Origin of the sequence: Flavobacterium sp. KBS0721 (assembly GCF_002007065.3) — a bacterium.
GTDB lineage: Bacteria > Bacteroidota > Bacteroidia > Flavobacteriales > Flavobacteriaceae > Flavobacterium > Flavobacterium piscis.
In genome coordinates this window covers 4,174,480-4,195,994 of sequence record NZ_CP042170.1, presented here as the reverse complement: position 1 = coordinate 4,195,994, position 21,515 = coordinate 4,174,480, and the positions used below count along the sequence as shown (strand labels likewise).

Genomic DNA, 21,515 nt, shown 5'->3' with positions numbered 1-21,515 from the left:
CGTTTTCGATTGTATTGAAAACGGGATTTTTATTTTATATGTATATTTGATTTTATATGTCAATAGTATAATATGCAAAATAAACACAATTCAATTCCAACTTTTAAGGCTGTTAGTTCAAAACCAAGATTGTTTTTGAATTTTATCTTTGGCATATTTTGGGTGTTTTTTGTATTGTTCTTTCTTATAGGATTACTATATGTTATCATGAGTTCTCCTGAAGATCTTGGATTGAATGTAATAGCAACAGTAATTCTGTTTTTTATATTTCTAATTGCATTATCCGGTATAGTTGCAATACTGATTTATTCAAGAAAAAAAATGTCTACCACAACTATAATCGATGAAAGAGGAATTAGATATTTAAACACATTTAATAAAAGAGTTATTAAGGATTTGCCCTGGAGTAGTTTTGCTAAAAGAGAAAAACCGGAGGATGTTTTCGAATCTACTAAATATGATGTTATATCGACAACGCCTTTTAAATCTTTTTACGATCAGTTTTATTGGCCGGTTTTGATTGATAATAAGATAACAATTCATAATGATGCTTTTTTAGGAAGGCATTTTTTTGTAATGTTTTATGCGAACCGTTTAGAGTTAATTAGAACTTTTTTACTGGGAGTTGCCCATTATAGACCCGATATTACGGTAGATCCTATTGTTTTCTCGAATCATTATATTGATCCTAAAACTTATAATATTGACTATCGCCAAAGAAATTTAATTAGAATTTTGGCTGTTTTGTTTTGTGTTTTAGTTTTAGGGCTTATTTATTATTTTGTAGAATGAGTTTAATTCTTATAATAATTATACAAGTAATTTTGAATTAAAAAGAACAATAAAGATGAAGTTTGAATTGTATTTTGATAAAGATATTTATAATAAACAAATGGATTTATTGTCTGATTTGGCTTGGAAAGACAAAATAGCTTATTATAAAAATTCGCAATATTTTGGTATATTGTTAACTATTATTGGGATTGCTATGATTTATAGTCGACCTAATATATTTGGAATTGGTTACGTTTTTGTGTTTTTCGGACTATCTAATCTTATGCCTTTTATTTATTATTATTTCAAAATAAGATCTTTTTATAAAAGAATGGAAGATGTTAAAGTAAGAGAAATTAATGATTTTCATTATATGAAATATATGAATTTAGAATTTACCGAAAATGCATTAATAGCAACTTCTGGCGATCATTTTAATCTTATTGAATGGTCAGAATTTATACACTATATTGTCAAAGAGAATAATTTGATACTGATAACTAGAGATTACGAACCTTTAATTTTAGGTGAAATTGAAGTTGGTTCAGAAAACTTTGAAGAAATAATCTCTTTTGTGAAAGCAAAGTTTGAAGCTAGAGTGAAAAACAGTTTAAATTTTAACGAAGATAGTTGCTGATAGTAAACCCGACAGATTTTAAAAACCTGTCGGATTTGTTAGTAATAAGATCTTATAAAAAACAACACCTCAAATATAGCCCCGATAGAGTGGATATCCTTTTATGGTGGGGTTCACCATAAAAGATAGGAGTGAAAGCGGGACTTGAGGTCTTGAAAATCCTTAAATTTGCTGCTTCTGAACAATACACTGATAATCATTTAGAAATGTTTTGCTATTACAAATAAATGTATTAATTTTGCAAACCTTTTGGCAGAGAAGAGTTTCCTTTAGGTATCAACTATTTATGTAAAACAACTTCTGTTTTTTCTATCGCTTTGTGAAACTCAAGAAAAGCAGAATACAAATTTTTTATCAGCATGTCTGAACAATTAAAATCACAAGAAGAGTTTTTAGCAAATTTTAACTGGCATAACTTCGAAGAAGGTATCGATGCAGTAGATGAGAAAAACTTACAAGAATTCGAAGACTTAGTATCAAAAACTTTCATCGCTACAGATCAAGAAGAAGTAGTTGAAGGTGTAGTTGTTAGAATTACAGATAGAGACGTTATCGTTGATATCAACGCAAAATCGGAAGGTGTTATTTCTTTAAACGAATTCCGTTACAACCCGAACTTAAAAGTTGGTGACAAAGTAGAAGTATTAATCGACATCCGTGAGGACAAAACAGGTCAATTAGTATTATCTCACAGAAAAGCACGTACTATTAAATCATGGGATAGAGTTATTTCTGCAAACGAAACAGGAGAAATCGTTAATGGTTTTGTAAAATGCAGAACTAAAGGTGGTATGATCGTTGACGTTTTCGGAATTGAAGCTTTCTTACCTGGTTCTCAAATTGACGTTAAGCCAATTAGAGACTACGATGTATATGTAAACAAAATGATGGAATTCAAAGTGGTAAAAATTAACCACGAATTCAAAAACGTTGTTGTATCTCATAAAGCGCTTATCGAAGCTGATATCGAAGTACAGAAAAAAGAAATCATCGGTCAATTACAAAAAGGACAAGTATTAGAAGGTGTTGTTAAAAACATTACTTCTTATGGTGTGTTCATTGACTTAGGTGGTGTTGATGGATTAATTCACATTACTGACCTTTCTTGGAGTAGAATCAACCACCCAAGTGAAGTTCTTGAATTAGACCAAAAATTAAACGTTGTAATCCTTGATTTCGATGATGAGAAAACAAGAATTCAATTAGGATTGAAACAATTAAACGCTCACCCATGGGATGCTTTAGATGCTAATTTAACTATTGGTGATAAAGTAAAAGGTAAAGTAGTTGTAATCGCTGATTACGGTGCATTTATCGAAGTTGCTGAAGGTGTTGAAGGTTTAATCCACGTTTCTGAAATGTCATGGTCAACTCATTTACGTTCTGCTCAGGATTTCGTAAAAGTTGGAGATGTTGTTGAGGCTGTTATCTTAACTTTAGATAGAGATGACCGTAAAATGTCATTAGGTATCAAACAATTGACTCAAGATCCATGGACTGACATTACTTCTAAATACCCAGTAGGTTCTAAACATACAGGTATCGTTAGAAACTTTACAAACTTTGGTATTTTCGTAGAATTAGAAGAAGGAATTGATGGATTAATTTACATCTCTGACTTATCTTGGACTAAAAAAATCAAACACCCATCTGAATTTGTAAATGTTGGTGAGAAACTTGATGTAGTTGTATTAGAATTAGATGTTGAAGGACGTAAATTATCGTTAGGTCACAAACAAACTACTGCTAATCCTTGGGATCAATACGAAGATTCTTTTGCTGTAGGAACTATCCACAATGGTGAAATTTCTGAAATCGTTGACAAAGGAGCTACTGTAGAATTCGGAGATGATATCGTTGCTTTCATTCCTACTCGTCACCTTGAAAAAGAAGACGGAAAGAAATTGAAAAAAGGTGATACTGCTGATTTCAAAGTAATCGAATTCAACAAAGAATTCAAAAGAGTAGTTGCTTCTCACACTGCTATCTTCCGTGAAGAAGAAGAGAAAAACGTGAAAGCTGCAACTGAAAATACTTCATCTAACTCTTCTACAAATGCACCAGCTGCAACTTTAGGAGATAACAATGATGTATTAGCTGCATTGAAAGCTAAAATGGAAAAAACTGAGAAAAAATAATTCTTAAGTTTTTCTAAATATAGAAAGTCCCACAGCAATGTGGGACTTTTTTTATGCAATTTTTTGTTTCAAGTTTTCTTTGTTTCAATTTATCACGCTGAGCGAAGTCGAAGCGCGTTTCTATTGGAATTTGGAATTTAATAATTTAAAGTTCTTCTTTAGGAGCTATTTCCTGCTATCATTCCAATCTTTTATGTCCGCCGCGGAGGACACAAAAGGATTTTCCTTTCTATCTGGACTAGGGCAATCGTTTTAAAAATATTTATCTTGAGGCTAATAATTTTTCCTCTTCAGAAGTAAATTCGTTTAGGATGCTGTAATTCTGAATATTTAGTATCTTCATTTCATCTAAAATATTAACTAGATTTCCATAATTAGACTTTTGGGTTGGTTTAATAATTACAATTAATCCATTTTTAGGTTTCCCTAAGTTTTTAGAATATTCAAGTACAATTTGACTTTTTCTAATTAATTCTTTTCGAATGCCATTTTTATTATAATTGACTTTTTTAGGGGTTTCAATGGGGAAATTTATTAGTCCTGAATAAGTTACTATTTCGTCATTTTCGTCTAGTAATATTGTCAATATGCGATTTTCATCTATGTGGCGAGAACCAAAATACTCACCGCAATCATCACAATCCCGATACATTCCATATTCTAAAACTTTTGGTTTAGCCAGCTCAATGGTAACCATAAAAAAGATAATCAACAAGAAAGAAACACTCACCATTGCGGTTAGATCAACTCTTGTACTTAACTTTTTACTTCTTACTTTTTTAGGTAGGTTTTGCATGACAGATGAAATTAATTGGATTAATTAGAACTTTATTTTGCCGCTAATAAGTTTGATTCTTCTGGCGTAAAATCATTTACAATTGCATAAGTATCAATTTTGGCAATTGCCATTTCGTCCAGAATATCGACTAAATTTTTATAATTAGATTCTTTGCTTGGCTTAATAATAACAGTAATTCCTCTTCCTGGTTTTCCCAGTTTGGCTGAATATTCAAGCATATTTTTATTTCGTGATAAAAGTTCTTTTCTAATACCATCTTTACCATAACTAATTTCTTTGACAGGAGCCATCGGATTTTCTATAAAACCCATATAGGATATTAATTTATTATTACTTCCTAATAATAAAACAACAGTTCTTTCGCCACCACCACAACTGATCCATCTACCGCATGTCCAATCGTTATCTGGCAAACTTAAATCAACAACTTTTGGTTTAGACAACTCGATGGTTACCATAAAAAAGATAATTAATAAAAAAGAAATACTTACCATAGCGGTTAAATCGACTCTTGTACTTAACTTTTTGCTTCTGATTTTTTTAGGTAGATTTTCCATAAAAGATAAATTTATTTACTAAAGTTAACAATAAAATTAACATACAAGTTAATCTGAAATTAAAAATAGTAGAAAATAATTTTTGGGATTAAAAGCTTGTTTTACAGCGTAATTTGAAGATATTTCAATGTTTTTTAAACTTTTTTAAGGATTTAATAAAACCAAAACAAATATTACCCCGTAAATGAGCTTATAACTTAAAAATATTTAATCATGAAAACTAGAAAATTTTTAGCCGTAGCCATCTTAGCATTAGGATTTGGATTTACATCATTTGCGCAAAAAACTGTAATGGTTGGTGGAGCTGCAATGTACCCAAATAAAAATATTGTAGAAAATGCAGTTAACTCAAAAGATCACACTACACTTGTAGCTGCTGTAAAAGCTGCTGATTTAGTAGAAACATTACAAAGTAAAGGACCATTCACCGTTTTTGCCCCAACAAATGCTGCGTTTGACAAATTACCAGCAGGAACTGTTGCAACATTATTGAAACCAGAAAACAAAAAAATGTTGCAAACGATCTTGACCTATCATGTTGTTGCTGGAAAAATGAATGCTTCTGATATTGCTAAAGCAATAAAAGCAGGAAAAGGAAAAGCGACTCTTAAAACAGTTAGTGGCGGAACTCTTACTGCCTGGATGCAAGGAAAAGATTTATACATTAGTGACGAAAGCGGAAACAAATCTAAAGTTACAATTGCAGATGTAAATCAATCTAATGGTGTAATTCATGTGGTAGATACAGTTTTGTTACCTAAAATGTAATATTAGCTTAAAACTCCAAATTTAAAAATTCCAAATTCCAACTTTTAAATTGGAATTTGGAATTTTAATTATTATAAGTTTGATAGTTATTTTTTAGCCGTTAATGTCGATCCAGCCGAAGCAATAACAACGCAAAATACCGCTATAATTTCATAAATATTAAGTTTTTCCTGCAAGAATATAAAAGCACAAATAGAAGCTGCTGCAGGTTCCAGACTCATTAAAATACTAAAAGTTCTCGGCGGAAGCTGTCCTAAAGCTTTCATTTCAAGTGTAAAAGGAATTGCGCTTGACAAAAGGGCCAAAGCCACACCCATACTTAAAAGTTTTGGCGTAAGATGTGCCAGTCCGTTTTCGTAAAAACCAAAAGGCAGGATTAAAATTGCGGCAAATAACATTCCGGTTGATACTGCCTGGCCGCCATTCATGATTTGAGAAATCTTTCCTCCCAAAACAATGTAGGTTGCCCATAAAGCACCAGCCAAAAGTGCAAAGAAAACCCCTAAAAGATCGATACCTGCATTTGTCCATGGAGCGATTAAAGCGATACCAATTGCCGCTAGTAATACCCAACAATAATCAATCAAGCGCTTTGAACCCACTATAGCTACCAACAAAGGACCTATAAATTCGATCGTAACAGCTAATCCTATAGAAATTCTTTCTATTGCCAAATAAAAAACCAAATTCATAGCGCCTAAACACAAACCATAAGGAATGACTATTTTCCATTGCTTTGTTGTAATTGCTTTTAGATTTGGCCGATAAGCCAATAATAAAATTATAGCTGATACGCCGATACGTATAGAGGCTGTTCCGGCTGCTCCAATTGCGGGGAATAAACTTTTAGCAATTGCTGCTCCGCATTGTACGCTTATGATCGCTAAAAGAACGGCGTAAATAGGAGGGATGTTAAAATCTTTATTTTTCATTAGAAATAATTGAAGAAATAAGAAATGTATTAAAAAAAGACATTTCTATTTCAGGAGGGCACTGTTGAAAATTAGGTTCAACCGTTTGTAAAGGAATGTTTTGATTATTCTAAAGCACGTTTCGTAACAAAGGCACGATAACCAATAATAGCCATTTGCCATTTTTTTGCTTTCGAAATGTCTAAACCTTGTTTGGTAAAACTTGGTAAAAGGACTTTATTGATTTTGGCTAAAATTTTATACATGGCATTTTAATTTTTGCAAAGATATAAAAAAAGACCTTGCGGTTGGGCAAAGTCTTTTTTGAGTGATTTCTGTTATTATAAGGTTTATGATTTCTTTTCCAGAAGCTTATCGATTTTCGCCAGCATTTCTTTTGCGTTAGCATTATCAGGTTTTAGTTCCAGTGACTTTTTATAATTTTCTTTTGAAATTTCGAACTGATTATTTCTAAAATAACCATCAGCCAAACTATCAAATGCATTTCCGGATTTTGGATTTTCTATTGTATTCAATTCTAAAACTCTTATTCCGTCCTTTACTCTTCCGTGATCCAATAAGGTATAACCAATAATATTCAGACGATATTCAAAATCCCAATCAGGATGAGTTTTTTTTACCGCTAAATAATTTTGTTCTGCTTTTGCGAATTCCAGTTTCAAAAAATCCTGGTTTATTTTTTCGCCGGCAAGATAGTAATCATCTGTTAACGTTTTGTCTACAAGTGATGCAACATGATTAATAACCTGACTCTGAACATATAAATTAGAGTATTTATGTCCATTAGATAAAAATATAATAGTCAAATCATTATTAATGAATTTTCGAAAAGCAGTTTCGTTACCTCCGGTAAATCCGTAAGAAAGAATTTTATTTACAGGAACAATTTCCCATCCGTAAGCAAAACGATCTGTATTATTTGTGTATTTAAAAGGCTCCCACATCGAATACTTAGCTTCTTTTTTGAGATAAACATTTTTATCCAGATTTTCATTCCAGCGCAGAAACTCCTGCAAAGTGATGTTTAAACCATTGGCAGAATGGGCATCATAACCAAAGTCTGAAGTACTTCTTATATATTTATTACTTACATTATTATAATTATAACGGGAAGCACTATTAGGCCTGTTTTCTCCAAAATTCGAAGAAAAATAAACTCCGGATTCTATTGCCGGAAACTGATTTTGCAAAATGTAATCTTCAAAACTTAAACCGGTAATTTTCTCAATAATTTTGGTTAGAAACAGATAATTTGTTTGATTATATCTGTATTGTTTCCCTGTTGTAAATTCCATTGGTTTTTGAGATAAAATCGCCAATTTTTCATCAAAAGGCATTGTAATCTTTATGTCCTCGAACATAACAATATTAGGCAAACCAGAAGAATGCGACAACAGATTTTTGACTTGAATCGTTTGCCATTCGTTAGGTAGATTGTTCAGGTATTTAGAAATAGGATCTTCCAGTGATAGTTTGCCTTTTTCGATAAGCTGAAACACGCCAACATTCGTAATAAGCTTTGTTGTCGAGAAAAGTTTAAAAGCAGTGTTTTTATCCACTGCTTTATTATCTTCGAAAGAAGCTTTTCCAAAATATTTCTCATATATAACCTTACCATTTTTTACAACGCCCAATGCAACTCCCGGAATTTCATTTATTTCGATTACTTCTTTAATGTATTTGTCAATTTTTTGCTCGGTTAATTGATTTTCACTTTTTTGACCAAACGTTAAATTAAAAACGAATAGGAGGGATAGAATAAAAAATGAGTTTTTCATGTATGTTTTTTGGGATTGATGAATTAAGATCTTTTATTCTCTTTTTCTATTCTTTTTAATTCTCTTTCATGAAGCTTCATATCTCTCTCTTGCAGTTTTATATCTTTCTCCTTTTGTTTAATGTCTTTTTCGCGTTGTCTCATGTCAATTTCATGTTGTTTCATGTTAATTTCAAATTGTTCCATGTTCGCTTCGTATGTTTTAGAATCTTTTCCATACTTCTTTTCAATGTCGAGATTAAATTTATCCATATCGGTATTAAATTTATCCATAGCAAGTTCATATTTAGCCATTTCTTTCTCGTAAATAGCTTCTCTTTGCGACATCAATTTTTCTACTTGCTTTTCGTACTCCGCCATTTGTGGTTCAATAATGGCCATTTTTTTCTCAAATTCAGCCATTTCTTTTTCAAACTTGGCCATTGCTGCTTTATCTTTATGATTTGCTGGAGCTACAGGAGCTTTGGGCATTTTAAAATTAGCGTTAGGCACTTGCGGCATTGGTCCGGCAGGAAACGCAGGTGGAGCTGGAGGCGTAGGAGGGGTTACAGCTCCCGCAGAAACATTTGAGGTATTCTTTTCATTTACTTCTGCAACTTGATTTCCGGCAACCATTGGTTTTTCAATTGAATCACCGGTAACAATACCTATTTTTTTAGAACCATTATTTTCTGTTGTAATTGCTATTCCACTGTCATGTATAGGTTCATCACCGTCGATTTCTAAAGTTTGTACATTTTCTGTACCTTTTGCAATCTCAATTTTTATAGCGATTAATTCTTTACTTGAATTTCTTTTTACATTAGTTATTATAACATCAATATTGTGTTTTTGTTTAAAGTCCTCAACCATATCTTTTAATTGCTGATCAGTTGTATTTTTTTGAATTTTAAAAACATATGATTGGTCTTGTTTCTCCTTAACTTCTTGATTTTCTTTACGTTCTTTTTCTTGTGCGATTGTTTTAATTTGAAATAAAAGCACAAAAGCTACAAGTGCCGGAATAATAGCGTAATACTTCCAGTAATTTCGTTTTTTTGATTGATTTTTGTTTAACATGACAATTCGTTTTTTGATTAATGATTGATAAAAATGATTGGTAATGGCAACACAACTTTCGTGTGTTGTAATTTTTAAAAGCGTGTATTGATACGCTTTTTTATCGGATATTTTTTTGGCCGCTTCGCTATCTGCAATGAACTCAAGATTTTGCAGAATTGCTTTTTTATACAGCCAAATTATTGGATTGAACCAAAACAGTACGCAAAAAACTCTCGATATCAATACATCTACAGTATGATTTTGATCGCTATGTACTTTTTCGTGTTCAATAATATTCTCTAATTCTGATGGCGTAAACATTGATGAGTTGTAAACGATATAATCAAAATAAGAAAATGGAGCAATGTTTTCGTTAATATCTACAAATTTAAAATCAGCTTGTTGCTGTACTTTTTTACCTTTTAAAACTGTACTTAAACTATAAAAGTCAATGGCAAACTTTATTACTAAAGCTACAAAACCAATTATGTAAATAGCCAGTAGTACGTAATTCCAATTGATATCAAATGATTCATTTTGAATCTGGTGAGTAACCGGAAATTGAGTGTAATGCAAAGCAGGAACGGCGTTACTATTTTCAGTGACTATGAAATCTTCAACAGGAGCAGGCTCGATCCAGACCGTTTTCGTGTAAACCATAAAAGGTAAACCTACCGAAGTAATTAATCCGGCTAATAAAAAATATCTGCTGCTATTAAAAAATGTTTCTTTGCGCAATAAAAAGTAATAAGCAAAGTAAAACAAGACTAGCAATCCGCTGGATTTTGCGATATAAATGAAAAATGTTTCCATAACGATTATTGTACTTCTTGAGGAGTTTCTATCATAGCTAAGATTTCTCGTAATTCTGCTGCCGAAATTTTTTCTTCTTTAGCAAAAAAAGAAACCATATTTTTATAAGAGCTATTAAAATAGTTGTCTATCGCGGTATTCATATACTTTTTACCATATACTTCCAGCGTAATTATTGGATAATACTGATGAGTATTGCCAAAAGCATTATGCCCTACAAAACCTTTTTCTTCAAGATTGCGTACAATAGTCGAGAGCGTATTGTAATGCGGCTGATCTTCAGTAATCTCTGCTTGTATTTCTTTTACGAAAGCTTTTTTTAACTTCCATAAAATTTGCATGATTTCTTCTTCTTTATTGGTTAACTTTTGCATGATTAGCGAATTAAATTTTGAATAGCATCAGCATTATTTTCTGGTTGTGATTACAATTACACCATCTTTTGCTTTCTCTCCGTATTTTGCGACAGCTTCAGTCCCTTTATAGATTTCCATTTTTTCAATGTCTAATGAATTTAGATCATTCATACTTTTATCTTTTACGATTACGCCGTCAACAATGATTAATTGTTTCGCTTTCGCTTTTGTTTTTGTATCTGTAGTTGATGATGAGATACTGAAAGTATTAACGGTTGGATATCCTCTATAAACCCTCTTTTCGTTTCCATCTTTGTCTGTTGGATTTTTTGTAGTGATCTCTATCACACCATTTTTTCCATCAGAACCATATTTTTCGGTTGCATGTTGTCCTTTTAAAACATTCATACTGCCAATCTTTTTAGGATCAACATCATTCATGTCAAAATCAGAACTGGTAAGCTTACCGTTAATAAAAACAATAGGTTTTTCCTGTTGACCTGAAAATGTTATAACAGTATTTGTTTTAGAATCACTATTACTTGTAATCGTTTTGGTAGTGATTCCAATTGTATTTCCTTCCGTATTTACATCTACACTTTCAATTGTGTTTTGATCCAGACGAGACAATTCTTTTTGGTCTGATTTTACACCATTAATATAAACTTCTTTGTCACTTATTTTAAGTGGTTTAGTAAGATGTTTGGTGATGATTTTAATAGTTGATTTACCGGATTTTTTTGAAACATCCATGCTTTCAATTTCCTTAGAATCTAATTTCGCCAATTCTTCTTCAGTTGCTTTTGAACCATTAATAAAAATTTCTTTTTCTCCGGCTAGTGCTGAATTGTTTAGAGCTTGTATATTCTCATTGGTAATCGAAGTTTCATCAGTTTTAAAATCGACTGTTAACTTTCCGTTTTCAAGCGTAGAGATAATGATAGCAAAAGCTTTGATGGCATTATTGCCTTCTATTGTCATTTGCTTGGCAATTTCGTTTCCTTTTTTTAATTCAACTGTAATTGCAATCAGCTCATTTTTGGAGTTTCTTTCCAAATTTGAAAAAGAAGCTGTAATATCAAAACTCTCCTTCAGCGTTTTTACTTTTTGATTAAATTCTTCATCTGTTGTTGTTTTTGTTATTTTAAAAACATCAATTCCTTCACTATTGTTATTTGCAGTTACAATTTGAGGTTTTTCGTGTGCAATAGTTTCAACTTGAAATAAAAGAACAAAAGCAACAAGTGCAGGAACAACAACGCAAAATTTCCAGGAATTTCTTTTTTTTGATTGATTTTTGTTTAACATAACGATTCGTTTTTTGATTAATGATTGATAAAAATGATTGGTGATGGCAACACAATTTTCGTGTGTTGTTATTTTTAAAAGCGTGTATTGATACGCTTTTTTATCGATTATTTTTTGAGCAGCTACTTTATCGGCAATAAATTCAAGATTTTGGGTAATTGCTTTTTTGTAAAGCCAGATAATTGGATTAAACCAAAAAAGAATACAAAATGCTCTTGCAACCAGAACATCTACAGTATGATTTTGCGAACTGTGCACTTTTTCATGTTCAATGATATTCTCTAATTCAACAGCCGTGTACATTGATGAATTGTAAACGATATAATCAAAATAAGAGAATGGAGCAATATTATCTGTAGTATCAATAAATTTAAAGTCAGCCTGCCTGTATATTTTTTTTCCTTTTAAAACAGAATTTAAGTTTCTAAAGTCAAGCAAAAATTTCAATATAAAAATAAGAAGACCAATGCTGTAGATCGCAATTAAGAGATGATTCCAATTGATCTCAAAAGATTCCTCTATTGGCTGAATAGTATTAATTTGTGCAAGATTAAAATTTATCGCAGGCTCAGGATCTATCCAGATAATTTTGGTATAAACTATAAGCGGCAAAAGCACTGATGTAAATAACCCAGCCAATAAAAACCATCTGTTACTATTAAAAAAAGTTTCTTTGCGCAGTAAAAAATGATAAGCGCAATAAAACAAAACTAATAGTCCACCAGATTTTGCGATAAATATTAAAAATGCTTCCATAGTGATTATTTTTCTTCTTTTGGAGTTTCAATCATAGCTAAGATTTCACGTAATTCTGCTGCCGAAATTTTTTCTTCCTTGGCAAAAAATGAAACCATATTTTTATACGAACTATTAAAATAGTTGTCGATTGCAGTCTTCATATACTTTTTGCTATACGCTTCTAAAGTAACGATTGGATAATATTGATGTGTATTTCCAAAAGCATTATGACCTACAAAACCTTTCTCTTCAAGATTACGCACAATTGTTGATAGCGTATTGTAATGTGGTTGATCTTCAGTAATCTCTGCCTGTATTTCTTTTACGAATGCTTTTTTAAGTTTCCATAAAATTTGCATGATTTCCTCTTCTTTGTTGGTTAACTTTTGCATGTTTTTTAATTTTAATTCAAACCTACAACTATTTTTTTAGTTACACAACTATAAAAATAGTTATTTAACTAAAAATTACGTTTGAACAGATTTTGAACATGAAAACGGGCTATTTCTTAAGATGAAAACTAAAGAGAGATTTAACCGCAAAGTGCGCAAAGTTTTTATATGTATGATTTTATATAAACGCAAAGTTCGCAAAGCGTATATTGAAATAGCTTTGCGAACTTTTGTTTAAACAAACTCAGGATCTTAAACTTAGCGAACTTTGTGTAGATCCTTGCTCTCTTTTGCGGTAAAACTTGCCAGATAAATGTAAACCAGTAAAATAGAATCTTAAGAAACCTTTTCTCTTAGCAAAGCCTTCCTAATCCATAAACAACAAAGCGTTGCAATAACTCCAATAGAAGCCATAAACAGCCAGTTGATTTGGTAACCTAATCTGGAAATAATTTCAAAACCAACTTTTGAGCTAATAATATGTGCTAAACTAAAACTCATGGTATATAATGCCATATAGCGGCCTTCCTGACCACGCGGCGCGCGGCTTAAAGCGAAAGCATTCGAAAACGGAAAGGTCAAAATTTCCCCAATCGAAATGCAGATCATGCTAATTACAAGCATTCCAGCCCAAACATTAATTAATAATAAAAAGAAACTTGACGCCATTATGAACGATCCCAGAATAATAATCCTGATTTTTGCAAATCCTTTTCTCTCCATAAAACCAACAGTTGGCATTTCCAGAGCAAAGATTAAAAGCCCGTTTAATGTCATTAATAATCCGGTTTGAAATTCGCTTAAACCAAATTTTTCATTATGATATAAAGGTAACGTCGTAAAAAGCTGAAAGAAAATCATAGCCGTTATAAAACTTACAAATAAGAAAACCCAAAAGATTTTATCATGAAAAACAGATTTTATCTCTGCGGCACTCTCCGTCTTATCTTCATGAACCACTTTTTTCTTTTCCTTAACCAATAAGGCAAAAATCGAAATCGAAATAATACAAGATGCACCATCAATCCAGAATAAGCCTGAATATCCAATTCCCATAATAATCAAACCTCCTAAAGCAGGACCGGCAGCAAAACCTAAATTTACCGCTAAACGAACTAAAGTCAAGGCTCTTGTTCTGTTTTCTGGTTTGGCATAAGCACCAAGTGAAACAAACATTGCCGGACGAAACATATCTGCAATGGTCATTAAAACAAACATGGCAATACACAAAGTCCAGAATGTGGTGATATATTGTATAAAGAAAAGTGAGACTCCGCTCGTAAATAAACTAAAAATCATGATTTTGTAAAAACCAATTTTATCAGATAATTTTCCTCCCAGCCAGGAACCTAGCATTGATCCTAAACCAAAAGCCACCATAATCCAGCCAACTTGATTATAAGTAAACTGAAGATCTTCCTTTAAATATTTTGATAAAAAAGGAAGCACCATTGTTCCGGCACGATTTATAAAAGTGACAATTGTAAGTATCCAAATTTCTCTTGAAAATCCTTTAAAGTTATTGATGTAGTGGTTAAAAGCGGTCTTGAGCATTATAAATAAGTTATTTGCAACAAAGTTACAAAACTTTGTAGGGATCAGCGGTTGCTGCTTTGTTACTTTTAAACTATTTTTGCTCAAAATTTAAAAGATGAAAAACGGTATTGCTTTTTTAATATTACTGATTGTAAATTTCTGTTTTGGCCAAAATAAATTTGATCAAAAAGAAGCTGAAAAATTTCAGAAGACGATTAATGCCGAATATGCTGATCCTAAAACAAGTCCGTTGATGGAAGAAGATTTAAAAACGTTTAAGACTTTAGATTTTTATCCTGTAAACAGCAACTATTTTGTGAATGCAAAATTTGAAAAAGCACAAAACGAAAAAGTTTTCGAAATGAAAACTACAGGGACAAGAACCCCGAAATATATTAAATACGGAACTTTATATTTTACGATAGACGGAGTTGCACTTAAACTTAATGTATACAGAAATATAGAACTTTCAAAAACGGCAGCATATAAAGATCATTTATTTTTGCCTTTTTCAGATTTAACATCAGGAAAAGGAAGTTATATAGGAGGAAGGTATATCGACTTGAAAATTCCGAAAGGAAATACAATTGCAGTCGATTTTAATCAGGCATACAATCCTTATTGCGCTTATAATCACAAATATTCTTGTCCGCTTGTTCCTTTAGAAAATGATTTGAATGTGGAAATAAAAGCCGGAGTTAAAACATTTCATTAATGGAATTCTTTAATTTTCATACTCATCAATTTACGAATCAATCCAATGTATTGGAGATGGTCAATCAATATCCAAATGAGTTTGATGAATCGATTCCGTTTTATTCCATCGGGATTCATCCATGGTATATTAAAGAAGATCGAATTGAGGAAGATTTACGCATTATTGAAGAAAAATTACAGACTCAAAATTGTCTGGCGATTGGAGAATGTGGTTTAGACAAACGAATTGAAGTTCCGTTTGAGCAGCAAATTTTGGTTTTCGAAAAACAATTGGCTTTGGCCGAAAAATATAAAAAACCGGTTGTGATACATTGCGTAGCCGCTTTTCAGGAAGTAATTGCGATTAAAAAGAAAATGAAAATATCGGTTCCAATGATTATTCACGGTTTTTCTAAAAATAGTCAAATCGCCAGTCAGCTGATTACGGCAGGAGTTGTTCTTTCATTTGGAAAATATTTATTAAAAAATCCAGATTTAAAGACAGTTTTTGAAAATATTCCGAACGATCGTTTCTTTTTGGAAACCGATACAATCGAAGAAGGAATTCAACAGGTTTACGCTATAGCAGCAGAATATAAAAATATAACAATCAGAGAATTGCAAGAGGTTATCTCAAGCAATTTTAATAATGTTTTTCAGGACAACAACCTGAAACTTGAAACAATTTAAACTAAAAAAACAATAATTTAGGATATGGCAGAGTGGACAGAAAGAGCCGAGCTTTTATTTACAAAAGAAGGATTACAAAATTTACAAAACGCCAATGTTTTGGTAGTGGGTTTGGGAGGAGTTGGATCATTTGCGGCTGAATTTTTGGCAAGAGCAGGAGTAGGGAATATGACAATTGTAGACGGGGATGTAGTAGATATTACAAACATCAACAGACAATTGCCTGCCTTACATTCTACTGTTGGACAACCTAAAATTGCAATCGTAGGAGATCGTTTGATGGATATTAATCCTGAATTGAAACTTACGCGTGTACAGGAATTTTTATCCCCTGAAAGAGCTTTTGAGATCGTTTCTCCAGAGTTTGATTATGTTTTGGATTGTATCGACAGCATTACGCCAAAATTGAACCTGATTATTGCAGCGAAACGCAAGAGAGTAAAAATCATAAGCAGTATGGGCGCAGGCGGGAAAATGCTGGCTTCTAAAGTAAAAGTGACCGATATCTCAAAAACCATCAACTGCTACTTTTCTAAAACCATTAGAAGACGTCTTAAAGCAGAAAAAATAAATAAACTAAAAGTAGTTTTCTCCTCTGAAATTCAAGATGAAAAAAGCTTAAAATTAACCGACGGAAAAAATTTCAAGAAATCTTTTTACGGAACCAATAGTTATATGCCAGGTTTATTTGGTTTATACGTTGCCGAAACTGTGATTAGATATTTGCTTAAAAAAGAGTAACGAAGATACTAAGAGACTAAGGTTCTAAATTGCTAAGTTTTAAAATCAAAAAAAACTTAGAGCCTTAGTATCTCAGAACCTTAGTATCTTAAAAAAAACCTTAGTAACTTTAAAAGAATGATAAAAACAGTAATTTTCGATATGGATGGTGTAATTGTAGACACTGAACCCGTTCATCGTTATGCCTACTACAAGCAATTTTCAGAATTGGATATTACAGTAACCGAAGAAATGTATACTTCGTTTACCGGATTTTCGACCCGAAATACGTTTCAAACCTTAAAAGGATTTTTTCCTGCAATTGAGCACGAAGTAGAAGATTTAATACAAAGAAAAAGAAGTATTTTTAATGATGCTTTCGATACCAAAGAAGATTTGTATCTTTTAGAAGGAGTCGAAGATCTTATTAAAGATTTATATGCCAACGGAATACAGTTGATTCTGGCTTCATCAGCTTCAAAAGTTACGATTGATCGTGTTTTTACAAGATTCAATCTGCACCCATATTTTACGGATATAGTTAGTGGAGAAGATTTTCCGCAATCAAAACCCAATCCGGCTATCTTTATTCATGCGGCTTCGTTGTCGAAAGCCCCAAAAGAAGAGTGTATTATTATCGAAGATAGTACAAATGGTGTTAAAGCAGCAAAAGCGGCCGGAATTTATTGTGTAGGATACAACAGCCATCACTCTAAATTACAGGATTTATCGACAGCGGATATTATTATCAACCATTTTGAGGAACTAAACGCTCAAAAAATATCACAGTTAAAGGGCTGAATTATAGAAAATTTAACATTTGTTCGGTAATTGAATTTGTAAATTTGAACAAAACAAATAAACTCTAAAAATGAAAAAACTACTTATTGCATTGGCCATAGTTTTGGCTCCTTTTGTTACCGAGGCGCAAATAAAAACTCCACAAGCGAGTCCTAAAGGATATATCAAACAAACGGTTGGATTAACTGATGTTGAAGTTACTTATTCAAGACCGGGCGCCAGAGGCAGAGCGGTTTTTGGAAATTTAGTTCCGTTTGGTAAATTATGGAGAACTGGTGCCAACGAAAATACCATCATTAATTTTGGTGATGATGTAGTAATTGATGGTAAAACATTAAAAAAAGGAAAATATGCAATATATACAATTCCTAAAATCGAAAGCTGGGAAGTAATTTTTTACCTTTCTACAGACAACTGGGGATTGCCAGAAAACTGGAACGATGCTTATGTGGCTTTAAGAACTACTGTAAAAGAAGACGCTTTACCAACTCCGCTTGAGACTTTTACGATTGGGATTAATGGTCTTGATCCTAATTTTGGATATCTTGATATGGCTTGGGAAAACTCTCATGTAGCTTTAAAATTCGAAGTTCCTACAGCTAAAATTGCTACAGCAAGTATCGAAAAAGCTTTGGGCGGACCAAGTGCAAATGATTATTTTGCAGCTGCAACTTATTTGTTCCAATCAAACGGAAACATCGAAACAGCCAGAACTTATATCGATAAATCATTAGATATGAGTAATGACAAACCATATTTTATCTTAAGATTAAAAGCACAAATCCAGGCAAAACAAGGAGACAAAAAAGGAGCGGTAGAAACTGCTAAAGCTTCTCTTGCTGCTGCTGAGGCTGCTAACAATCAGGATTACGTAAAATTAAATAAAGATAGTATCACAGAGTGGAGCAGATAGTGCTTTAAATTCCAAGATCTTAAAAAATCCAAATTCCGAAGCTTTATAAGTTTTAGAATTTGGATTTTTTTTTTGAGTTTAATTATTGCAGATCTTTAAACTTTGACAAAGATGAAAACGCACCATAATCCGCAAAGAAACCCCAATTTTGTCAATTTCGACGAAGGAGAAATTCTCGCAAGAAACTCTACAAAGATTGGTTGTTTAGTATGCAGAAATTCTTCTTCGTAAAGAAGGCTAATTGTATTAATAAATAGAAATAACAATTAAACAGACAGACTTGTATGTATGTGAAAATAATTATCTACATTTGTCTCAGTTAAAAAGATCATCAAATGTTACCTAAAGAAAGAATTTTAGATACAGTTTCAATTTTATTCCATAAAAATGGATACAATGCCACGGGTATCAATCAGATTATTGAAGAAGCAAAAGTGGCGAAAGCAAGTTTTTACCAGCATTTTAAATCAAAAGAAGATTTATGTGTAGCTTTTTTGAATGAAAGACATTCTTTTTGGTTCAACGCATTAGAAAACTTCACTTTAGCGGAAAAAGATTCAAGATCAAAAGTTTTGGCTTCGTTCGATTTTTTAATTGATATGAATCAGAAAGAGCATTTTAGGGGTTGTAGTTTTCTAAACATTCTTTCAGAAATCCCATCAGACAATGTAAAGATTCTCAGCGTAATTCAAAGCCATAAATTCGATCTACGAAACTATTTTAAAAATATTCTTAATGACGAGATTCTCGCAGATCATATTTATTTACTTTTTGAAAGCTGTATTATCGAAAGTCAGTTATTCAAATCCAATCAATTGATCGAACAATCAAAAAAAATTATTCAAACCTTAATTGCATAAAAATGGAACAAAAACTACTGTTGCCTCCTTTCACATATGAAACAGCAATACAAAAAATTCAGTTGGCCGAAGATGCCTGGAACAGTCAGGATCCTGAAAGAGTTTCAAAAGCCTATACGTTAGACAGCGAATGGAGAAACAGAGACCAGTTTGTAAACGGAAGAGAAGAGATAATACGTTTTCTAACTCAAAAATGGCAAAAAGAAAAAAACTACAAACTTAAAAAAGAGTATTGGGCACATACTGAAAACCGAATAGCCGTTCGATTTGAATATGAATATCAAAATCTTCAGGGAGATTGGTTTAGAGCATATGGAAATGAGAATTGGGAATTTGATGCAAATGGCCTTATGCAAAAAAGATTCGCAAGTATAAACGATCTGGCCATTAACGAAGAAGATAGAAAGCTGAAATAAAATCAGTTAGTTCATACTTGGTGGTTCAGGAATTTTGATGCTTCTTTTGATTTTCTTTACAATTAAAAGATAAAAAGTGATGCCGCCCAAAATGATAAGCAATGCGATCTGCAGCTGCCCAAGGCTATTGTTTTTACTGTACATAGCATTAGCACTCGCCAATTTAGCTTTTCCTTCCTGAATCTGGATGTTGGATAGTGATTCTAAAGTCAGTAATGCATCATGGCTCAGACTGGCAATTTTACTCCAATTTTTGCTTGCAACCTGTTTGTTTATTTCTTTGCATGAAATTAAAAAGGTAGCAAAATACTGTTTTTCCTTATTCGTTAAAACGGTTTTAGCATACAAATCATCAATATTATGAATCACGTTTAAAGTATGAATGATCTCATCTTTTTTAGTGGTATCACTTAAATCAAGTTTTTCAGCCTCGGCTTTTATAAAATGAAGTTCTTTAGAATATTGAAAAATATAGTGCGCCACCACCAATCGATCTTTATAAATCGCATTAATATTTTCGTTTACATTTTTTGAATTTTGAAGTGTATTAAAATTCCCCAGCAAAATAATCAGCATCACAATAAGTAAAATAAAAGCAGCTTTTGTTTTATTGCTATATTTTTTTAAATCCTTCATAATGACGCGTATTAAATTGATTTATAAACCAAACTTCTTATTGAGCGATGAATCCAAATTTCAAATCCTTCTCTATGTTTTTTATGGCGGCAATGGGTGCAATCTTAATAATTTTACTTCTTTCCTGAATATAAAAACAGTAAATACTATTGGAGTTTATAAGATAAATTTGCTCTGATTCGCCACTGTTATAATTCAGCTTATAATTATATTTTGCTGTACCATTTTTAATCTTTTCCATAGCAAAATAGCCATTACCAATGCCCGTTCCAATGAAAAATGATAATAATATCATGGCAAATGTTTTAAAAGAAACAAAAATGTAGTAATTTTTAGCTGCCTCTTCAGATAATCCCTCTGTAGATTTTAACTCGAGCATTTTTTGGAACGTTCTTTTGTCCTTATGCTTTTGCAATATTTTAGGCAAATAATAATGAAAAACAAAAAGTAGCACTATAAATACTAGTGTCAATGGGTTCGAAGTGAACTCTGCAATTGGACTAATTAATATATCCATAATAGTAGAGTATTTCAGAATATTAATTCCGAATTGATAATAAAAAAGACTCTCTTTTAATATTCCTAATATTACCAGGTAAAGATAGCCTAGGGGAAGTAGTTTTTGTATTTCCTCTGAATATTTCATTTATATAGTTTTGTTTTGGCGAATACTAAAATAGTACTTTTTTATTACAAATATTCAATAGATGAATTACAAAGAAAATTATTATTTATTTTGATAAATTAATGTTCTGGTTTGCTTGTTTACAATGTCAGCCGCTTTAGTTAGAAATGCCGGATTTGTGCATTCTCCATAGCTGATATAAACGATGTGATCGTCGTCATCGAGATTTTGGTTTCTCTTTTTTGCTTCGAGAGAGCTTTCCATTCCCATAATTAATATCACTGGAGTTCCTTCGTGATAGAGTTGTGTTGCAATTCCTATTAAGCGATTTTCGCCAATTTGTTGCATTTCTTTATCCTGGTATGTCAAAAGCATCATACAATACGCAAGAGAACAGGGTTTCATCTCTTTAAAAGCAGGATACTTTTCTAAAATTTCAGCTCCTTGATTCAAATTCTCAAAACACTTTGTGTAAAGCTGAGCAGAGATCGAATGATTTTCAGTTTCTATACTCTCGTCAACGTTTTGACTTTTAGCATTCAAACTTAAAAGTAGCAATATGAGAGATAGAATTTTTTGAACCATAGTTTTT

The 21,515-nt window shown here is 32.0% G+C and carries 24 protein-coding genes; 11 read left to right on the top strand and 13 right to left on the bottom strand.

The window, feature by feature from the left end; genetic code table 11:
* The first annotated feature begins 72 nt into the window (after nucleotides 1-72).
* The 3 genes from B0M43_RS18100 to rpsA all read left to right on the top strand — a co-directional run bounded on the left by B0M43_RS18100 (nucleotide 73) and on the right by rpsA (nucleotide 3,549).
* Nucleotides 73-792: a hypothetical protein gene (locus B0M43_RS18100; RefSeq protein WP_123921795.1), complete on the top strand. Its 720-nt coding sequence runs from the start codon at nucleotides 73-75 to the stop codon at nucleotides 790-792.
* A 55-nt stretch (nucleotides 793-847) separates the two neighbouring features.
* A complete protein-coding gene (locus B0M43_RS18095) occupies nucleotides 848-1,411 on the top strand; it encodes a hypothetical protein (protein ID WP_078007017.1) in 564 nt (187 codons plus the stop codon).
* Nucleotides 1,412-1,770: 359 nt separating this feature from the next.
* Nucleotides 1,771-3,549, top strand: coding sequence for a 30S ribosomal protein S1 (rpsA, locus tag B0M43_RS18090; protein WP_056253708.1), 1,779 nt, complete (start codon nucleotides 1,771-1,773; stop codon nucleotides 3,547-3,549).
* A gap of 262 nt (nucleotides 3,550-3,811) precedes the next feature.
* Here the strand turns inward: rpsA and B0M43_RS18085 are convergent, their stop codons facing one another.
* Nucleotides 3,812-4,345 (bottom strand): biopolymer transporter ExbD, encoded by a 534-nt coding sequence (locus B0M43_RS18085; RefSeq protein WP_078007018.1) that lies wholly within the window; start codon nucleotides 4,343-4,345, stop codon nucleotides 3,812-3,814.
* Between the two features lie 32 nt (nucleotides 4,346-4,377).
* On the bottom strand, nucleotides 4,378-4,905 hold the full coding sequence (locus B0M43_RS18080) for a biopolymer transporter ExbD (protein WP_078007019.1): 528 nt from the start codon (nucleotides 4,903-4,905) through the stop codon (nucleotides 4,378-4,380).
* Between the two features lie 213 nt (nucleotides 4,906-5,118).
* Between B0M43_RS18080 and B0M43_RS18075 the strand changes: the two genes are divergently transcribed.
* Nucleotides 5,119-5,673 carry a fasciclin domain-containing protein gene (locus B0M43_RS18075; protein ID WP_078007020.1) on the top strand — a complete coding sequence of 185 codons (555 nt, stop codon included), beginning with the start codon at nucleotides 5,119-5,121 and terminating at the stop codon, nucleotides 5,671-5,673.
* Nucleotides 5,674-5,759: 86 nt separating this feature from the next.
* On the opposite strand, the gene B0M43_RS18070 is transcribed toward B0M43_RS18075, so the two are convergent.
* The 8 genes from B0M43_RS18070 to B0M43_RS18035 all read right to left on the bottom strand — a co-directional run bounded on the left by B0M43_RS18070 (nucleotide 5,760) and on the right by B0M43_RS18035 (nucleotide 14,584).
* Complete coding sequence (locus B0M43_RS18070) at nucleotides 5,760-6,605, bottom strand: DMT family transporter (protein WP_078007021.1); 846 nt, start codon at nucleotides 6,603-6,605, stop codon at nucleotides 5,760-5,762.
* 104 nt (nucleotides 6,606-6,709) lie between these two features.
* Nucleotides 6,710-6,850, bottom strand: a complete 141-nt coding sequence (locus B0M43_RS18065) for a hypothetical protein (protein WP_041518154.1) — start codon at nucleotides 6,848-6,850, stop codon at nucleotides 6,710-6,712.
* A gap of 84 nt (nucleotides 6,851-6,934) precedes the next feature.
* Nucleotides 6,935-8,383 (bottom strand): serine hydrolase domain-containing protein, encoded by a 1,449-nt coding sequence (locus tag B0M43_RS18060; RefSeq protein ID WP_078007022.1) that lies wholly within the window; start codon nucleotides 8,381-8,383, stop codon nucleotides 6,935-6,937.
* 23 nt (nucleotides 8,384-8,406) lie between these two features.
* Nucleotides 8,407-10,236: a M56 family metallopeptidase gene (locus tag B0M43_RS18055; protein WP_078007023.1), complete on the bottom strand. Its 1,830-nt coding sequence runs from the start codon at nucleotides 10,234-10,236 to the stop codon at nucleotides 8,407-8,409.
* Nucleotides 10,237-10,241: 5 nt separating this feature from the next.
* The gene (locus B0M43_RS18050) at nucleotides 10,242-10,610 is read right to left on the bottom strand and encodes a BlaI/MecI/CopY family transcriptional regulator (RefSeq protein WP_065449471.1); all 369 of its coding nucleotides are present in this window, start codon (nucleotides 10,608-10,610) and stop codon (nucleotides 10,242-10,244) included.
* 33 nt (nucleotides 10,611-10,643) lie between these two features.
* The gene (locus tag B0M43_RS18045; RefSeq protein ID WP_078007024.1) at nucleotides 10,644-12,656 is read right to left on the bottom strand and encodes a M56 family metallopeptidase; all 2,013 of its coding nucleotides are present in this window, start codon (nucleotides 12,654-12,656) and stop codon (nucleotides 10,644-10,646) included.
* A 5-nt stretch (nucleotides 12,657-12,661) separates the two neighbouring features.
* The gene (locus B0M43_RS18040; protein WP_065449473.1) at nucleotides 12,662-13,030 is read right to left on the bottom strand and encodes a BlaI/MecI/CopY family transcriptional regulator; all 369 of its coding nucleotides are present in this window, start codon (nucleotides 13,028-13,030) and stop codon (nucleotides 12,662-12,664) included.
* A 336-nt stretch (nucleotides 13,031-13,366) separates the two neighbouring features.
* Entirely contained in the window at nucleotides 13,367-14,584 is a 1,218-nt protein-coding gene (locus B0M43_RS18035) for an MFS transporter (protein WP_078007025.1), read from the bottom strand.
* A 97-nt stretch (nucleotides 14,585-14,681) separates the two neighbouring features.
* Between B0M43_RS18035 and B0M43_RS18030 the strand changes: the two genes are divergently transcribed.
* The 7 genes from B0M43_RS18030 (at nucleotide 14,682) to B0M43_RS18000 (ending at nucleotide 19,662) form a co-directional block, all read left to right on the top strand.
* Entirely contained in the window at nucleotides 14,682-15,281 is a 600-nt protein-coding gene (locus B0M43_RS18030; RefSeq protein ID WP_065449475.1) for a DUF1684 domain-containing protein, read from the top strand.
* Complete coding sequence (locus B0M43_RS18025; protein WP_078007026.1) at nucleotides 15,281-15,952, top strand: TatD family hydrolase; 672 nt, start codon at nucleotides 15,281-15,283, stop codon at nucleotides 15,950-15,952. The genes B0M43_RS18030 and B0M43_RS18025 overlap by 1 nt, the downstream gene beginning before the upstream one ends.
* A 24-nt stretch (nucleotides 15,953-15,976) precedes the next feature.
* Entirely contained in the window at nucleotides 15,977-16,693 is a 717-nt protein-coding gene (locus B0M43_RS18020) for a ThiF family adenylyltransferase (protein WP_078007027.1), read from the top strand.
* Between the two features lie 117 nt (nucleotides 16,694-16,810).
* Nucleotides 16,811-17,473, top strand: a complete 663-nt coding sequence (locus B0M43_RS18015; protein WP_065449478.1) for an HAD family phosphatase — start codon at nucleotides 16,811-16,813, stop codon at nucleotides 17,471-17,473.
* Nucleotides 17,474-17,543: 70 nt separating this feature from the next.
* Complete coding sequence (locus B0M43_RS18010) at nucleotides 17,544-18,386, top strand: DUF2911 domain-containing protein (RefSeq protein WP_078007028.1); 843 nt, start codon at nucleotides 17,544-17,546, stop codon at nucleotides 18,384-18,386.
* A gap of 335 nt (nucleotides 18,387-18,721) precedes the next feature.
* Nucleotides 18,722-19,246 (top strand): TetR/AcrR family transcriptional regulator, encoded by a 525-nt coding sequence (locus B0M43_RS18005; protein WP_078007029.1) that lies wholly within the window; start codon nucleotides 18,722-18,724, stop codon nucleotides 19,244-19,246.
* Between the two features lie 2 nt (nucleotides 19,247-19,248).
* A complete protein-coding gene (locus tag B0M43_RS18000) occupies nucleotides 19,249-19,662 on the top strand; it encodes a nuclear transport factor 2 family protein (protein ID WP_078007030.1) in 414 nt (137 codons plus the stop codon).
* A 6-nt stretch (nucleotides 19,663-19,668) separates the two neighbouring features.
* On the opposite strand, the gene B0M43_RS17995 is transcribed toward B0M43_RS18000, so the two are convergent.
* The 3 genes from B0M43_RS17995 to B0M43_RS17985 all read right to left on the bottom strand — a co-directional run bounded on the left by B0M43_RS17995 (nucleotide 19,669) and on the right by B0M43_RS17985 (nucleotide 21,508).
* The gene (locus B0M43_RS17995) at nucleotides 19,669-20,298 is read right to left on the bottom strand and encodes an MCP four helix bundle domain-containing protein (protein ID WP_078007031.1); all 630 of its coding nucleotides are present in this window, start codon (nucleotides 20,296-20,298) and stop codon (nucleotides 19,669-19,671) included.
* Nucleotides 20,299-20,335: 37 nt separating this feature from the next.
* Nucleotides 20,336-20,944 carry a hypothetical protein gene (locus B0M43_RS17990; RefSeq protein WP_078007032.1) on the bottom strand — a complete coding sequence of 203 codons (609 nt, stop codon included), beginning with the start codon at nucleotides 20,942-20,944 and terminating at the stop codon, nucleotides 20,336-20,338.
* 81 nt (nucleotides 20,945-21,025) lie between these two features.
* Entirely contained in the window at nucleotides 21,026-21,508 is a 483-nt protein-coding gene (locus B0M43_RS17985) for a hypothetical protein (protein ID WP_078007033.1), read from the bottom strand.
* Nucleotides 21,509-21,515: the final 7 nt, after the last annotated feature.

What these genes read in the sequence shown, in the direction of transcription:
- B0M43_RS18040 (WP_065449473.1), bottom strand. Translation starts at nt 13,030, where the DNA reads ATGCAAAAGTTAACCAACAAAGAAGAGGAAATCATGCAAATTTTATGG.
- B0M43_RS18030 (WP_065449475.1), top strand. Translation starts at nt 14,682, where the DNA reads ATGAAAAACGGTATTGCTTTTTTAATATTACTGATTGTAAATTTCTGT.
- B0M43_RS18020 (WP_078007027.1), top strand. Translation starts at nt 15,977, where the DNA reads ATGGCAGAGTGGACAGAAAGAGCCGAGCTTTTATTTACAAAAGAAGGA.
- B0M43_RS17990 (WP_078007032.1), bottom strand. Translation starts at nt 20,944, where the DNA reads ATGAAATATTCAGAGGAAATACAAAAACTACTTCCCCTAGGCTATCTT.
- B0M43_RS18015 (WP_065449478.1), top strand. Translation starts at nt 16,811, where the DNA reads ATGATAAAAACAGTAATTTTCGATATGGATGGTGTAATTGTAGACACT.
- B0M43_RS17995 (WP_078007031.1), bottom strand. Translation starts at nt 20,298, where the DNA reads ATGAAGGATTTAAAAAAATATAGCAATAAAACAAAAGCTGCTTTTATT.
- rpsA (WP_056253708.1), top strand. Translation starts at nt 1,771, where the DNA reads ATGTCTGAACAATTAAAATCACAAGAAGAGTTTTTAGCAAATTTTAAC.
- B0M43_RS18045 (WP_078007024.1), bottom strand. Translation starts at nt 12,656, where the DNA reads ATGGAAGCATTTTTAATATTTATCGCAAAATCTGGTGGACTATTAGTT.
- B0M43_RS18010 (WP_078007028.1), top strand. Translation starts at nt 17,544, where the DNA reads ATGAAAAAACTACTTATTGCATTGGCCATAGTTTTGGCTCCTTTTGTT.
- B0M43_RS18085 (WP_078007018.1), bottom strand. Translation starts at nt 4,345, where the DNA reads ATGCAAAACCTACCTAAAAAAGTAAGAAGTAAAAAGTTAAGTACAAGA.
- B0M43_RS18070 (WP_078007021.1), bottom strand. Translation starts at nt 6,605, where the DNA reads ATGAAAAATAAAGATTTTAACATCCCTCCTATTTACGCCGTTCTTTTA.
- B0M43_RS18060 (WP_078007022.1), bottom strand. Translation starts at nt 8,383, where the DNA reads ATGAAAAACTCATTTTTTATTCTATCCCTCCTATTCGTTTTTAATTTA.
- B0M43_RS18050 (WP_065449471.1), bottom strand. Translation starts at nt 10,610, where the DNA reads ATGCAAAAGTTAACCAATAAAGAAGAAGAAATCATGCAAATTTTATGG.
- B0M43_RS18100 (WP_123921795.1), top strand. Translation starts at nt 73, where the DNA reads ATGCAAAATAAACACAATTCAATTCCAACTTTTAAGGCTGTTAGTTCA.
- B0M43_RS18065 (WP_041518154.1), bottom strand. Translation starts at nt 6,850, where the DNA reads ATGTATAAAATTTTAGCCAAAATCAATAAAGTCCTTTTACCAAGTTTT.
- B0M43_RS18080 (WP_078007019.1), bottom strand. Translation starts at nt 4,905, where the DNA reads ATGGAAAATCTACCTAAAAAAATCAGAAGCAAAAAGTTAAGTACAAGA.
- B0M43_RS18000 (WP_078007030.1), top strand. Translation starts at nt 19,249, where the DNA reads ATGGAACAAAAACTACTGTTGCCTCCTTTCACATATGAAACAGCAATA.
- B0M43_RS18025 (WP_078007026.1), top strand. Translation starts at nt 15,281, where the DNA reads ATGGAATTCTTTAATTTTCATACTCATCAATTTACGAATCAATCCAAT.
- B0M43_RS18075 (WP_078007020.1), top strand. Translation starts at nt 5,119, where the DNA reads ATGAAAACTAGAAAATTTTTAGCCGTAGCCATCTTAGCATTAGGATTT.
- B0M43_RS17985 (WP_078007033.1), bottom strand. Translation starts at nt 21,508, where the DNA reads ATGGTTCAAAAAATTCTATCTCTCATATTGCTACTTTTAAGTTTGAAT.
- B0M43_RS18035 (WP_078007025.1), bottom strand. Translation starts at nt 14,584, where the DNA reads ATGCTCAAGACCGCTTTTAACCACTACATCAATAACTTTAAAGGATTT.
- B0M43_RS18005 (WP_078007029.1), top strand. Translation starts at nt 18,722, where the DNA reads ATGTTACCTAAAGAAAGAATTTTAGATACAGTTTCAATTTTATTCCAT.
- B0M43_RS18055 (WP_078007023.1), bottom strand. Translation starts at nt 10,236, where the DNA reads ATGGAAACATTTTTCATTTATATCGCAAAATCCAGCGGATTGCTAGTC.
- B0M43_RS18095 (WP_078007017.1), top strand. Translation starts at nt 848, where the DNA reads ATGAAGTTTGAATTGTATTTTGATAAAGATATTTATAATAAACAAATG.